General features: G+C 39.3%; 14 protein-coding genes. All 14 read right to left on the bottom strand.

Annotation, left to right across the window (positions count from 1 at the left end; translation table 11 throughout):
- Window positions 1-95: 95 nt before the first annotated feature.
- Window positions 96-1,718, bottom strand: a complete 1,623-nt coding sequence (locus NSQ92_RS01985) for a metal ABC transporter solute-binding protein, Zn/Mn family (RefSeq protein WP_341152326.1) — start codon at window positions 1,716-1,718, stop codon at window positions 96-98.
- A gap of 108 nt (window positions 1,719-1,826) precedes the next feature.
- Complete coding sequence (locus NSQ92_RS01980) at window positions 1,827-2,789, bottom strand: ZinT family metal-binding protein (RefSeq protein WP_341152325.1); 963 nt, start codon at window positions 2,787-2,789, stop codon at window positions 1,827-1,829.
- Between the two features lie 183 nt (window positions 2,790-2,972).
- Window positions 2,973-3,992, bottom strand: coding sequence for a type 2 isopentenyl-diphosphate Delta-isomerase (gene fni, locus NSQ92_RS01975; protein WP_341152324.1), 1,020 nt, complete (start codon window positions 3,990-3,992; stop codon window positions 2,973-2,975).
- 3 nt (window positions 3,993-3,995) lie between these two features.
- Window positions 3,996-5,084 (bottom strand): phosphomevalonate kinase, encoded by a 1,089-nt coding sequence (locus NSQ92_RS01970; protein WP_341152323.1) that lies wholly within the window; start codon window positions 5,082-5,084, stop codon window positions 3,996-3,998.
- Between the two features lie 164 nt (window positions 5,085-5,248).
- Window positions 5,249-6,238 carry a diphosphomevalonate decarboxylase gene (gene mvaD, locus NSQ92_RS01965; RefSeq protein WP_341152322.1) on the bottom strand — a complete coding sequence of 330 codons (990 nt, stop codon included), beginning with the start codon at window positions 6,236-6,238 and terminating at the stop codon, window positions 5,249-5,251.
- Window positions 6,239-6,260: 22 nt separating this feature from the next.
- Window positions 6,261-7,211, bottom strand: a complete 951-nt coding sequence (mvk, locus tag NSQ92_RS01960; protein WP_341152321.1) for a mevalonate kinase — start codon at window positions 7,209-7,211, stop codon at window positions 6,261-6,263.
- 45 nt (window positions 7,212-7,256) lie between these two features.
- Window positions 7,257-8,606, bottom strand: coding sequence for a tripartite tricarboxylate transporter permease (locus NSQ92_RS01955; protein WP_251688551.1), 1,350 nt, complete (start codon window positions 8,604-8,606; stop codon window positions 7,257-7,259).
- The gene (locus tag NSQ92_RS01950; protein ID WP_095322940.1) at window positions 8,606-8,851 is read right to left on the bottom strand and encodes a hypothetical protein; all 246 of its coding nucleotides are present in this window, start codon (window positions 8,849-8,851) and stop codon (window positions 8,606-8,608) included. The genes NSQ92_RS01955 and NSQ92_RS01950 overlap by 1 nt, the downstream gene beginning before the upstream one ends.
- 328 nt (window positions 8,852-9,179) lie before the next feature.
- Window positions 9,180-9,929 carry an ABC transporter permease gene (locus NSQ92_RS01945; protein WP_341152320.1) on the bottom strand — a complete coding sequence of 250 codons (750 nt, stop codon included), beginning with the start codon at window positions 9,927-9,929 and terminating at the stop codon, window positions 9,180-9,182.
- The gene (locus tag NSQ92_RS01940) at window positions 9,930-10,691 is read right to left on the bottom strand and encodes an ABC transporter ATP-binding protein (RefSeq protein ID WP_341152319.1); all 762 of its coding nucleotides are present in this window, start codon (window positions 10,689-10,691) and stop codon (window positions 9,930-9,932) included.
- 280 nt (window positions 10,692-10,971) lie between these two features.
- Window positions 10,972-11,313 carry a DUF1048 domain-containing protein gene (locus NSQ92_RS01935; protein WP_047943295.1) on the bottom strand — a complete coding sequence of 114 codons (342 nt, stop codon included), beginning with the start codon at window positions 11,311-11,313 and terminating at the stop codon, window positions 10,972-10,974.
- Between the two features lies 1 nt (window position 11,314).
- The gene (locus NSQ92_RS01930; RefSeq protein ID WP_047943296.1) at window positions 11,315-11,653 is read right to left on the bottom strand and encodes a PadR family transcriptional regulator; all 339 of its coding nucleotides are present in this window, start codon (window positions 11,651-11,653) and stop codon (window positions 11,315-11,317) included.
- A 212-nt stretch (window positions 11,654-11,865) separates the two neighbouring features.
- Window positions 11,866-12,060 carry a YxiG family protein gene (locus NSQ92_RS01925; protein WP_418789598.1) on the bottom strand — a complete coding sequence of 65 codons (195 nt, stop codon included), beginning with the start codon at window positions 12,058-12,060 and terminating at the stop codon, window positions 11,866-11,868.
- 169 nt (window positions 12,061-12,229) lie between these two features.
- Entirely contained in the window at window positions 12,230-14,155 is a 1,926-nt protein-coding gene (locus tag NSQ92_RS01920) for a BglG family transcription antiterminator (protein ID WP_341132148.1), read from the bottom strand.
- Window positions 14,156-14,289 lie beyond the last annotated feature (134 nt).

Raw genomic sequence — 14,289 nt, 5'->3', positions numbered from 1 at the left:
AACAAAAATAAAAAAACGCCTCTACCTTGAGACGTTTTACTATTTACATTTTTATCCATATTAACAAGCGTCTATTTAACTTGATTCAACTTCTATTACTTAACACTTAACTGTAATGCTTTCAGATTTTCGCGCATTGCATCTAGATAGCCTAAGTCCTTTTCTTTCAGTTCCTTAGATAAAACCTCTAAATCATACAAAACAGCTGTCTTTGTCCCTGTTTCATTAGCAACTGTTTTTGCAATTGCCGAGTTTGCTCCATGTTGATAATAGATTACTGGAACATTATGTTCCTTAACAAGCGTTCCGATCTCTGCCATACGAGATGGGCTTGGTTCTACTTCTGTAGATAAGCCGCCAATGGCAATTTGTTCTAGCTGATATCGCTTTGCAAGATATCCAAATGCTTGGTGCTGTACGACAAAAGCTCGGTTCTTGGCATCTTTTAAAGTAGTTTCATATTCTTTATCCAATGCTTGAAGTTCTTTAATGAAAGCTGCTGTATTTTTATCATAGCTGTCTTTTCCATCTGGATCAGCCTTAATCAATGCATCACGAATAATCTTTACTTGCTCTTGGGCTAACACTGGATCTAACCAAATATGTGGATCGTGATTGTTATGATCATTAATAAAAACAGTTACAGGCTCGGATTCGGCAAATGTATGATGCTCCCCATCAAATAGTGCGGCTTTCACCTCAAAGCTTTCCCCAGTTGTTTTGTATTCAAAATGGTCACTTCCTTGACCAGTTACAACTTCCCAGTCCTCCTCTTCACTGCCGCGTGTATACCAATGCCAGTGATCGTAATCCGTCTCTTCTTTAAGTTCGGCAACAAGTGATACAACATCTCCTGTATGATAATGATCCGCTAATCCAACAATTTCAATCTTTTGAGCATTTGCATCACCTTCATGGTCGTGATCTTTGTCGGCTTTCTCTACATGGTCATGCCCTTCTTCTCCATCAGCATGCTCATGGCTAGCTTCCTCCCCATGATCGTGGCCATGATTATTAACAACTATTTCTATCGGGGCTGACACGGCAAATTCATTATGATTATCATCATATAATACTGCTCGTACCTCGAAGCTTTCGTCTGCTGCTTCATATTTAAACTTAGGCCCGCCTTGATTCGGAACAGTTACCCATTCCTTGTCCGCACTCTCTCTCGTATACCAATGCCAGTGGTCATAGTCTACCTTTTCCTCTAATTTTGCTGTTAATTCAATCATGTCACCAGTATGATAGTGGTCCGCTTTTCCTTGGATTGTTATTTTTTCATCACTTTCCTGATTTGCTTCTCCATCGGTATCTTCATGATCGTGTTCATGACGATGACCTGATTCATTCGTATCCTCTACATCTAGTCCATCCGCCGTGCGTGCTATTACAAGATTATCGTTATCTATCGATTTTAATAAGCTGTTTACCCAATACTCCATTTCTTCGCTGCTATAAACGAAAACATTTGCTTTATTAACCTTTGCTACGTCTTTAGCACTTGGTTCATAGTGATGGGCATCTTGCCCATCTGAGACCATTAACGACACATTTGCCCGATCTCCTGCCACTTGCTGAGTAAATTCATACATTGGGTAAAAGGATGTCACAACTGAAATTTTATCATCCGAACTACTTTCTCCCTTTTGACACCCTAAAAGAACTACACTCATTATTACACCTAGAAAAATAGCTAGTAACCAATTCTTTTTCATCTTATTCTTCCTTTCATTTGCCTAAACAAAGCGTAATGATTACGATTTAAAAACTAGTATTTTCTCATTCTATTTAAATCAAATAAACATCGTTACTTTTAATAAATATTAATGTGCTAACATGTCCCGGACTAACCCATCAGCATCTAATTCAGATGGATAATACGTTGGCCAATTCGTCACTTCTTCTAACAGTTTCTCTCGGTCGTCTCCCCAATACAGATGGTAATGGGCGGAATCAACTGGAAAAATATTATGGTCACTAAATTGGATATATCGAGGCATCTCCTTGGATCCATCTACTAATTTAAAAATAAAGCGTACACCTCTATTTCCTTTTTCATAGGTGAGTATTTCATAACCATCTGATTTATACTCTCCTGAATATTCTTTATCCTTTTCGAAAAAGGTCACCACATTATCCTTAATGGTAATTCGATCTACATCTGTTTTATAGCCTACTGTATAGTACTCCTTATATTCTTCTTTTGTCATATCGCCATTTTCCGCTTTATGTGCAAACACTTCATCTAAATCTCCAGAAAGAAGATACGGATAAACAGACTGCCAATCTCCTTCCCAATCAGATAGTTCGCGATCCTTTACTTGGTTATCATCAAAATACCCTTGATATATTTTTTTACTTGCTTCATCATGTCCATGATGATCATCAATGACAATTTGAGCTGGCACTGATTGAGCAACTGCCTTATCATCACTATCGAATAAGCCTGCTTTTATTTCTAAACCATTAACAGATGCTTCACCTGTAAATGTTGCTGTTTCTTGACCAGAAACAACTTTCCATTCGTCATTGGCACTTTCTCGATTATACCAATGCCAATGATCAGCATCTGTTTCTTTATCTAATACCGCTGTTAACTCAATCTTATCTCCAGTATGATAGTGATCAGCAATTCCTTCCACTTTTATACTTTCCGGAGCTTCATGCACAAGCTGTGCTGCATCTTTTTCCTCTTTATTCGCTTTCTCTTCTTTAGTTCCTTGACACGCGGCTAAGAACACACTTAATAATAATAAGCACGAAACGCTAAATAGCAGTTTTTTCATTTTTTCCCCTCTTCTCTATGTATTTTAATAAATCGTAACCATTACGTTTTATAACCTACCATTTACACCACTTTTATGTCAAGGGTTTTTGGGTATTTATCTATTTAATTAGCGGGACAAGGGGACAAACCCCTTGTCCCTCCTACAGTCAAAAAAGAAGCAAAAGAAATATCCCCTGCTTCCCTACTTAATCCGATCTGTTCCCTTCAATTCCCCAACAGTAGCCGCACCGATTCCGAACATTGTCATCTGTAATTCCAGTTCTCGCGTCTCAAACAATTCGATTAGATCTTCTGGTGATTCAGTAGCTTCTTTTAAAATGGAACGAGCAAAACCAACCATATCTGATCCTAGTGCGATCGCCTTAGCAGCTTCCATTCCATTTTTGATTCCACCGCTGGCAATAATCGGTTGATCAATTGCTTCCTTAACAGAAACAATGCATTCGGCCGTTGGGATTCCCCAGCTGCTGAATGCTTCGGCTGCTATTTTCTTAATTTTCTCTTTGGAGCGTAGCTTTTCTACTTGACTCCACGATGTACCGCCTGCACCTGCGACATCAATAAAGGAGATGCCAACATCAGTCAGTTTTTTCGCGGTGGTGCCATCGATTCCAAAACCAACTTCTTTTGCGCCAACAGGAATCTCTAGCTGTGTGCATACTTGCTCGATTTTTCCAAGCAGATCTTTAAAATTGCGATCACCTTCTTGCTGCACAATTTCTTGAATACTATTCAAATGGAGCACAAGCATATCTGCATCTGTCATCTCGATAATTTGTCTGCACTGGTCGATTCCAAAACCATAATTAAACTGCACTGCTCCTAAATTGGCGATGATGGGTATCGATGGTGCATATTTTCGGATTTGAAAGGATTCCCGATATTTTTCATTTTCAATCAGGGCTCTTGTGGAACCTAATGCAAAGGCCCATCCTCGTTCTTCTGCCGCAATTGCGAGGTTTCGGTTAATCGTCTCCGCCATCGCAGCCCCGCCAGTCATTGAGCTGACTAAAAAAGGAGTCTTCAGCTTTTTACCGAGAAACTCTGTGTTTAATGTGATGTCATCAAAGTTAATTTCCGGCAAGGCATTATGTAAAAAGCGATACGCTTCAAGACCAGTCGTAATATTATCTCCTGTGACTTTTTCATTTAAAACCAACTCAATATGCTGGGCTTTTCTTTTGTCAATTGAATCAGTCATTCTCTAAACTCCAGTCTCATTATATTTGGCTGCAGGGAGGATATCTAATGGTACGATACCAGCCTCCTGCCATTCTTTATGTAATCGTTCCAGCTTGTTTATACTTGTAAAAGCAATTCCACAATCGCCGCCGCCAGCACCAGATGATTTTCCAGCTCCATAACGATCAGCAATTTGAATTAACTTTTCTAATTCCGTCGTTTCAATTGCCCCGCCAGTTTCTCGACTTAGCTCTAATAAAGCAGACCGGTTAGCGGATAAACTCGCCATCGCCATCTTTAAATCGTTCTGTTTAAAGCCTTTCACCATTGCGGAAACAGCATCACGACTTTTCTGAAGGAATCCTTGATAGATATGGGAATCTTGCTGCTTTAATGGTTCAATCTTTTTTATTAAAGAAGCCGTTTTCGCAGCACTGCCTGTCCAGCCGACAGCAAGCACTAATTCTTCGGGCGCTTCTAGCTGTTCTATCTGGAGGTATGGCCAGCTCTCTTCCACCAATTCAGAAATAGAAACTTGGTCTGCAAGCTTTCCTTTTAACCAGCTTGCTTTAAATGCTGCATAGTGAAGCCAGCCGCCATATGTCGATGCTGCTACATCTGCACAGGATCCACTGCCTTGTGTCTGATAATGAGCGATTGCAGCGAGCTTATAAATATGTTTTTTCGTAACAATTAGTTGATCTTGATACAGTGCTAAAATGGAGGATACGACCGCAACTACTACTGCTGCACTAGATCCTAGGCCATATTTCCGACCAGTGGAAACATCATCTAATTCGCTAGTAACACTAAGTGAAAAAGGCTTCGTATGAACAGACTTTTCTCGTAAATACTGATGAACCACAGCCAATGTGTTTTCGATAAATTCCAATTTTGCATTAGTATCTTCCAAAACAACTTGTCCATGCTCGAATCGACAAGCAACATGGGGAAGACCTATTTGCGGCAAGGACAGCATCTGTTTTTCACTAAATGTCACGTTCGCTGTAATAAATCGGTCAACTGCTACAACTATTGCTGGATAGCCTGGTTCTAGCACTGCATATTCCCCAGCAATAAACAGCTTGCCCGGAACTTTTATTTCATGCATCTGGACTCACTCCTTTTAAAAGTCCTCATTTATACCACGCTTAACTGGACGTAACTCCAAGAGCTGGTATGGATAAATTATCCGTAAAGACTCGATAAATGCCACTTTCCTCCGTGAAGGAGATAAGTTTTCTTTAACGATCCCTTTTCCTTCTTATTTTACCATTAACCCACCCATTCAGATAAATATTGAATTCCAGGTCCTGGGTGACATACAACTACATCACGAACAGAAGCTACCGCTGCCAGTTTTTCTTTGATTATATGTTCTTGCTCTGGTTTACAGAGGACTTTTACATTCGGTCCGGCATCAATGGTGAAATAAGCCTCTAGCCCTTGTTGACGCAATTCCATCACCTGTTGCATAACATCGAGCGTTGCACTTTGCCAATATAAAAACGGCGGCTTTGCGCCTAACGTTGTAGCATGCATTTTCATTGCATTTGCTTCGGCAATTTCACCTAGCTTTGTAAAATCACATGCATTTATCGCTTCTTTCATCTGCTGTAAATCCTCAGCTACTGTCGCTAACCAGCCCGCATAGAAAGGAGAAGTTTCCACTGTCCGCTGCATGCCGTCTCGGCTGGATACCGATTTAGGACCAGCTTCCACTACAACAGATAGGACACTAATATCCCACGCTTTTTCGTCTAAAATTTGCGTTGCAAACGAATCCGTTCCGTCTGTCTTCTCGCCTTTCTGCCATTCCACAAATCCTCCAAAAATAGAGCGTGAGGCAGAGCCAGAGCCTTTACGGGCTAAAGCAGAGAGTTCTGTCCCTGTTAAATCTAGCTGCAATGCTTTACTTGCTGCGGCAGCCAACGCTGCATATCCCGAAGCAGAGGAAGCAAAGCCAGCAGCTGTCGGCACATGGTTCACCGATGTTACCTTTGCAAAAACTTTTGTACCTGCAATGTTCCGGACATGATCAAGAAAGGCTGTTATTTTCCCAATTTCCTGATCGGAAACTTGGCTTCCATCTAATATCAAGCTATCCTTTTCAAACTGGTCAGAAAACTGAACCTTGGTTTCTGTGTAAAAATGATCTAATGTAATCGACAAACTACTATTTGTCGGTAAAAACAATTGGGTATTCCGCTTTCCCCAATATTTGATTAATGCAATATTCGTGTGAGCTCGAGCGATCGCTTCCATTAACCACACTCCTCCATTTTTACTAGCATTCCGCTATTGTGTATTGCCATGTTTTGGCAGCACCAGCTTCCAGTAAGGCATCAGCCACTTTTTTTCCGATTTGCTCACTTTCTACTAATGCTAAAATACAGCCGCCGCGGCCGCCGCCTGTTAATTTTGCACCGACTGCTCCTGCAGATCGAGCTGTGTCTACTAAAGCATCTAATCCTGAATCACTGACACCTAACAAACCTAAATGCTGGTGTGCTTGATTTAATTTATCGCCAACCTGTTGAAAATCTCCTGCAGCCAGTGCTACTCGCGTCTCTTGTGTTAATATGCCAAGTAGTGTGATAGATTGCTCTATTTGCTCAGGCTTGATTTCATACTTATCTCGGATTGATTTAACTGCTGCAAAGGTATCGCCAATCCTGCCACTATCTGCTATAACCAGATGAAATGGCGCGCCAATTTGCACATGTTCAACCTCTTGCTGTTTTTTAAACCAAATCGGAGTGGCGCTGGAAGCTGTCATCATATCAATCCCACTTGGCGTTCCATGCGCAAATTTTTCCGCCCGCTCCACCAAGATCATTAATTGACTGTTACTTAGCTTTTGATTGAAAAAGGCAAAAAGACCGCGAACAAGCGCGATCGCAATTGCCGCACTTGAACCTAGTCCTCGTCCAATCGGAATCGTGGAGGAAATCTTAATTTCTAAACCGCAAGACTGCTGCTCCAAAACCTTTAATGTTTGGATAATACAATCACCAATTCCCTCCATTTTTTCAGGAATTTGCTCTATTGGTCCTTGATAAAAAGGGCTTTCGATTTGTAACGAGCTTCCCCCGATATTCTTAACGGTTACTTTTACTTCTATTTGTTTAAACGGAAAAGCAATGGCCGGCTGTCCATAAACAACCGAGTGCTCCCCAATTAAAATTAACTTACTATGTGCTCGGCCTACCGCAATTTTTTGTGGAGTTTCAAGCATCGATATCCCCACTTTCATCGAAATATATATATCTGTCAGGAATTTTTAAAACCAACTAATGATCCACGGTGCTGAATAAAGAATCATAAACTGAACGCCATAATTGACGCCCCAGCGGTGCAGCATACCAGCAAATAAACCGATAACAAGTACACCGATGATATTTATCCAACCAGCGTCCATAAAAGCTAATAATAACACAAGTCCAAAAAATAGTCCTAGAATTGCTTCATGGGGAACCCAGCGAAACACAAAGGCACAGATTTGGTTGGCATACTTCACTGAAACAAAATAGGTGATTACAAGAGCAATCGTGGCCCCGATTAATGTTGCCCACACAAAGTCTGCATTAGATAAGAGGTGATGCAAATTATGCTCTGGTGTAAACACTGGCGGTGCGTTAAAGAGAGCATTTGCTGGGCCAATCGCCATCGGAGACAACGGGATACCGAGCGCAATCAAAGGAATCAATGTTCCAGAAATATAGGTAGCATTTGTCAATCCTTCCATTGAAGCGATTGCTACTGACGCTTTTTTCACAGGATCCTTGATGCGACTTGAAAATACTTCTCCAAGAAAAATCGTCATGCCGACAGGGCTCATAATAAAGGTAATAGAGCCAATAAAGCTGGCAAGCATACTTGTTCCCGTTTCCTGTTTGGTCAATATTTTAAAAGGATTTGGAAAACCTTTAGAGGTATTCGTTTCCGCAAAACGAATCGTTTTCTTTGGATATCTTGGCATACTAGCTCGTTTTTCTTTATGTAATAGTTCAAACAATGTCAAAATAACAGGGCCAATGGTAATTCCTAAGAAAAAGGATATGAAGACATTCGTTCCTTCAGGCACAACCCCGATTCCCCAATAAAGATAGCGTAAGCCTTCTATTAAGAGGGCAAATGGCAGAATCACTAGAAGTGATAACAGCTTATTTTTCGTCATTAATGCCAGTAAAACAGCTCCAATGAAAAAGAGGGGATTTGCGTATTCTTTGATAACATCCGCAAATGGAATTAAGATTTGCGCCATCAATAGGCTCACTGGAACCGCTACAAGCGTCCCAATTACAGAACCAGATGCCATTTTGCGGATACTGATATCTGGCATGCCATGTTTTTTTAACACGAGGGCATGCTCTACCATCGGGGTCGCCATCACTCCCCCTGGAATTCCAGCAAGTGCGACTGGAATGGAATCTGTTACTTTATTGGCAACAATTGCAGACATAAAAAAGGTTAAAACCACAATAGGCTCTACCCCCGCAAGGACAATTGCCAGCGTTACCGGTGCTAAAACAGCCGTTTCGTCTGTCCCCGGTGCTACACCAATTATGGTATATAATACAGCTGCTAAAACGGCTGCAGCAATCATCTCAATAATTAATACGATATCCATTACTTTTCTCCCGTTCTTTCGAAATTTCTTTTTGGTTTAATGATATAACTACAGATAATAAAACCGATAATGGCACCGCCGAGTCCGAAAAACAATGGCTTTGGTGCCTCATTTGGCGCAATAAAATAAGCACCCATAGTCGTTATACTACAAATTATTAGTGCGATCACTAAATCTTTTATATTGATGAGATCCTCCCAGACCTCAATATTATCGTTTTCATCTTGATTATGTTTATTTTCCATGCAATCAAACTCCTTGTATTTAATGAGCGTAAATGAGCATACTGTTAGGTTCCGCTTCCCCACGAAGATTATACACTAAATCCCAACTATTGAAAATGATTCTCAATTGAATTCCGAAAATTAAATATGTATTCATGGTTGTTATACCACAAATAGTAAATGCTATAACCATTATTTATTCAGATATTCAATTCCTCTAAATTTTCATATGAAAGAAACCTCTTTTTCATAAGCAAAAACGATGAACCACATTTAATCATTAATGTGAATTCATCGTTCTTAAAAGGTTAATTAATCGCAAAAAGCCATTATCCCTTCCCCAGGTTAGTTACCCTAACTGACGTTTAAATGCTTTATTAGCGAAGAAATAAGCGATAGCCATGATACCGACACACCAGCCAAGAGCTATCCAGATATCATTTCTAACGGTGCCTTCATACAAAAGAGCACGAATGGCATTTACAATGGAGGTCACAGGCTGATTCTCTGCGAACACACGGATAAACTTAGGCATGGTTTCGGTAGGAACAAAGGCTGAACTGATAAACGGCAGAAAAATCAGCGGGTATGAATAAGCTGTAGCTCCTTCCATAGTTCCTGCTCTTAAGCCAGGAATGACGGCTAGCCATGTTAGTGCAAGTGTAAATAGTCCAAGTATCCCAGCTATCGCAAACCAATCTATAATAGCCGCATTGGAACGAAAGCCCATCAAAAGCGCAGCAAGGATAACGACCACCACAGTAAGCATATTGGAAATAATTGAAGTTAACACGTGCGCCCATAATATCGACGAACGTTTAATAGGCATTGTAACAAAGCGTGCCATCAGCCCGCTTTTCACATCCGTAAACAGCCGCAGCGAAGTGTAAGCAACACCGGATGCGATTGCCATCAGCAGAATGCCTGGCAGTAAATAATTGACGTAGTTATCCGTACCAGTTTCTATCGCACCACCAAATACATAGACAAACAGCAGCATCATCATAATCGGCGTAATCGCCACTGTAATTATCGTGTCTGGGCTGCGCATAATATTGCGCATTAAACGTCCTAGTAGTACCCATGTTTTACTTTTCATTTATATTCTCTCCTTTTTGCCAATTATTGCGAGGAAAATTTCCTCCAATGTCGGCTGCTTCTCGATATACTCCACTTTTCTTGGTGGAAACATCTCTTGAAGTTCAGTCAGAGTACCAGTAGTGATAATTTTTCCGCCATGTAAGATGGCAATACGGTCTGCTAGCTGTTCCGCTTCCTCCAAATACTGAGTCGTTAGCAAGATGGTTGTGCCACCGCCCGCAAGCTCCTTGACTGTATCCCAAACTTCCATCCGCGCCTCAGGATCAAGTCCTGTCGTTGGTTCATCAAGAAAAATGACAGACGGCTTTCCGATTAAACTCATGGCAATGTCAAGTCTACGCTTCATCCCTCCCGAATATTGATCTGCTCTCTGGTTGGCTGTGTCAGTCAGGCTGAATCTAGCAAGCAAATAGTCAGCAGTCTGGACTGGATTAGAAACTCCCCGCAGCTTTGCAACCATGATTAGATTTTCACGACCAGTAAGCATGCCATCTAATGCTGCAAACTGCCCTGTCAGACTGATGCTTTGACGGACATTATCTGGTTGACGATGGATGTCAAAACCATCTATACTTCCTTTTCCATCATCAGGTTTCATCAACGTGGAGAGAATGTTAACTATCGTCGTTTTGCCCGCTCCATTTGAACCTAGCAATGCAAAAATTTCGCCACGCCTCACCTCAAAATCTATTCCCTTTAATACTTCTTTGTCGTTAAAGGATTTCTTTAAACCCTTTACAGAAATTACTGTTTTGCTCATGCTTTTCCCTCCTTATAGAAGTGCTCTCCTAAAACTATCTTGTCTACATACATCTACTTAGTCTAACTGATATTCTGTAATACTTACTACCGGAGCAAAAAAATAACTGAATAGTTAATAATTCACCTTGGCAACAACCATTCAGTCGATACTAGCTTTTTCGTTTACTCTTGCTTAAACGTTTCATGTTGCATTTATTCATGATACTGCGGATGGAGCTAATTCAACCAAATTTTTGGGATTTACATCATTGGACCTAAACTTCAATAGGCAGTTGCGGTTATCCTCGACCAATAGTATCATTTAATTTTTTACGATACTTATCATTCCAAGTTTGTTCACCCTTCACTAGCTCATCGCAAAAAGCTGCCACATCCTCACCCGTAAGGTCAGTAACTTTCTTTCCTTCAGCTGCTCCTGCCTCGAAGAGATCGAGAATACCGTTAAAAATGCGACTGCTGCCCTCCCAGTCAGTGGGACCACCACCAGCATTCCATATATATTTTTGGATCGCTTTATAAGCGCTGTTATATTCACCTGGAAGTGCTTTTGCACGTGTCTCCATCGCCTTCCATTCCCGTTTTTCTTCCAGACTACCAATTATTTTTTCAAATATACTCATATTACAACATCTCCTTTGTTTTTTTTGTTTTAAGTTCATTAATTTTGCTTGATACAAACTCCCATTTTTCCCAAAACATTTTAAGCTGCTCTTGGCCATCTGCATTCAGCCTGTAAAATTTTCTTGGCGGCCCCATAGTGGACGGCTTCTTCTCGATATCAACTAAATTGTTTTTCTCCAGCCGCATGGTAATCGTATAAACAGTCCCTTCCACTACATCCGTGAAACCAAGCTCTCGCAGCTGCTGCGTGATTTCATATCCGTAAGTTTCCCCACGGCTTATAATCTCAAGCACGCACCCCTCAAGCACTCCTTTCAACATCTCTGTAATATTTTCCACATTTCCACCTCACTTACAGTTATTTTATATTTCAATACTATGCATCATCAGTACATTGTGTTACAGATATCAAGTATTACTTATTACTGGTATATAATAATACATATTAGATTTGTTTGTCAAGACGCAAAGAGATTTCTTTATGATGGTATGTCATATGAAAAGAAAAGGCTAAGATTATTTTGAAAATCTCAGCTCTGAAGGATAAAAATTCAATATAATAGTTTCTTTAATTCTTTATCATCTGTAATCAAGTTTCTATACTCTTTCCCATTTATACTTAAACAGCTTGCTTCAATAAAGAAGTTGTCTTTATTATTGACTTGGAAATAGAAATTTGTTGTAGATGAAAGTGTTTCCATTTCTTTTAATGCACTATTTAGGCTTTCAATCATAATTTTTTCCAAATCCTTGAGGAAAATAGCTTAATTCTGTTAATAATAAATGAGACTCATCAAAATTAGTTATTCAGTCTATACGTATCATGATTCTGGTTCTTGATAAATATAATAAGACATGACTTGTTTAAACGTCATATTAATTTTAATTAACCAATACAAAGTATGATCTTATTCGTCAATTTAGTAACTCTATTAACTCATCCGCCTCTTTACTTTTAATGATTTTTTGCACAATCGCCTTATTTTCGATAATAGAAATTAGCTTTTTAAACATGCCATCCAATTCACTATGTGTTCCTTCTTTAATATTTAATAGGCAGACAAACTGAACCATCTGCTGCTCATTCCATTGGACTGGATTTTTCAATGTGCACACTGTCCAAAAAGTTTCTTGCGTTACGGGAACCAAGGGATGGGGAACAGCCACGAGATTCCCATAGCTAGTCGGGGCTATTGCCTCTCTTTCTAAAACAAGATTCATATAGTCTGCTGGTACAAGATTTAATTGGTATAACTCCTTACTTAGAAATTCTATGATGCTTTCTTTATCTTGCAAGTCTAATTGAAGATAAATTCTAGATGCATCTAAGTAATTCCCTACCTTATAAGAAGCAGCTTTTAGATGGTCATGAATAGATCGTATATCCTTGTCCTCTAAGAAAGTATTCACCACTTGGACTGGTATCCCAAAATCTTCCCTTATCGGAATGGTGCTAATAATTAACTCAATATCCGTCAGGTCATATGAGGATAAATTATAATAATTAATGGTATCTATTATTTCCAGTTCTTGTTCAAATCTATTTTGCAAGCGATAATACAGTAACTTAGCACTCCCCACACCTGATGCACAAACGATGATTGCTTTTTTCCTTTTCTTCTTCTCTAATTCTAACCGTTCGAGCGCAACACCTATATGAAGAGAGATATAAGCAATTTCATCTTCTACCACTTCCATCCCTAAGTACTCCTCTATACATTTGCTGGCTATGATAGCTCCTTCAAAGGCAGCAGGGTATTTCCTCTTTATATCATTTAGTAAAGGATTACGTATACTCATTTTATTACGCAATCGATTCATGGCAGGGCGGATATGCAAGGTTAAAGCTTGGATAAACTCTCGATCTTGGCGAAAGTCCCAATTCAATTCAGTGCGCAGTCTTTCTATCATCTCATTTATGATCGTCCCCGCCTCATCAAACTTACTAAATTCGACTAGCTCTCTTTTATGCAAGAGCTTCGTTCCAAGTAAATGAACAATAATATAATTTATTTCTGTATTAGGAAACGTTAGACCAGTAAACTCTTCTACTTTACTAATAATCTCATCCGCTACTATCTTTTCAAATGGATACTCTTCCACTAGAACATCTGTTAACTCTTCTATTACAAAGCCTTCCTGAATTCTTCTGCATGCAATCGCTATATGTGTAGCTAGGTTTTCCAAAGAGATATCAGATATATCAATCTTATATTTAATCACCTTTTGTATGATAACCTCTTTAATCTTTTTTAAAAGAATCTGATCAATAAGCTGCAGAGAGTCTTCTTTAACAAATGTCTCTTGATTACGACTTAATAAGAAATTGGATAAACATAACCGTTTCATATATTCATCACCATGCACTTTAGAGCCATAATGTGGCCGGTTTATTAATTTCAAGTTATATTTATCTAGAATCTCCTTCACTACTTTTAAATCATTATTCAAGGTAGACATCGATATAAACAGTTCATCTGTAAAGTTTTCTAGTTTAATAAAATCCTTTTCTAGAAATAAACGCTTTAAAATATAGAGAACTCTCGTATTTTTATCTGCAAAATCATCCACTAGCTTTTTTTTATCATTAAAATGTTCATGAATAGTATTGGAAAATAAGGCAGGATTAACGATATTCAGTACATAGCCTTTTCCTCTAATGGAATCTATTATAGTCCCGCATGACTCTGTCGTGTCCTGCATCAATTTTATTTCTTTTCGAATAGTCCGATCACTGACACCCAATTCTTTAGCCATCCAGTCTGATGTTACAGGCTCCTTTGATTCTGATAAAAGAAATAAGATATCTTTCTGCCGGCTTGATAGTAAAGCCAATTTCAATCAGCTCCCTTCATTGTCCAATCATTGGACCATTTTTACTCAACTTACTAAATTATACATTTAAGCTCAATACATAGGAAAAAATGGAGTTTAAAGCAAACTCCATTTAGACTATGAAAGCAAATCCTGACCTA

Origin of the sequence: Niallia sp. FSL M8-0099 (genome assembly GCF_038006945.1) — a bacterium.
Classification (GTDB): Bacteria; Bacillota; Bacilli; order Bacillales; family Cytobacillaceae; genus Niallia; species Niallia circulans.
The sequence above is the reverse complement of the archived record's forward strand: the minus strand, read 5'-3'. Positions and strand labels throughout refer to the sequence as shown.

Bases quoted from the DNA above. Each gene is read 5' to 3' on its own strand.
- NSQ92_RS01985 (WP_341152326.1), bottom strand. From the start codon at position 1,718: ATGAAAAAGAATTGGTTACTAGCTATTTTTCTAGGTGTAATAATGAGT.
- NSQ92_RS01980 (WP_341152325.1), bottom strand. From the start codon at position 2,789: ATGAAAAAACTGCTATTTAGCGTTTCGTGCTTATTATTATTAAGTGTG.
- fni (WP_341152324.1), bottom strand. From the start codon at position 3,992: ATGACTGATTCAATTGACAAAAGAAAAGCCCAGCATATTGAGTTGGTT.
- NSQ92_RS01970 (WP_341152323.1), bottom strand. From the start codon at position 5,084: ATGCATGAAATAAAAGTTCCGGGCAAGCTGTTTATTGCTGGGGAATAT.
- mvaD (WP_341152322.1), bottom strand. From the start codon at position 6,238: ATGGAAGCGATCGCTCGAGCTCACACGAATATTGCATTAATCAAATAT.
- mvk (WP_341152321.1), bottom strand. From the start codon at position 7,211: ATGCTTGAAACTCCACAAAAAATTGCGGTAGGCCGAGCACATAGTAAG.
- NSQ92_RS01955 (WP_251688551.1), bottom strand. From the start codon at position 8,606: ATGGATATCGTATTAATTATTGAGATGATTGCTGCAGCCGTTTTAGCA.
- NSQ92_RS01950 (WP_095322940.1), bottom strand. From the start codon at position 8,851: ATGGAAAATAAACATAATCAAGATGAAAACGATAATATTGAGGTCTGG.
- NSQ92_RS01945 (WP_341152320.1), bottom strand. From the start codon at position 9,929: ATGAAAAGTAAAACATGGGTACTACTAGGACGTTTAATGCGCAATATT.
- NSQ92_RS01940 (WP_341152319.1), bottom strand. From the start codon at position 10,691: ATGAGCAAAACAGTAATTTCTGTAAAGGGTTTAAAGAAATCCTTTAAC.
- NSQ92_RS01935 (WP_047943295.1), bottom strand. From the start codon at position 11,313: ATGAGTATATTTGAAAAAATAATTGGTAGTCTGGAAGAAAAACGGGAA.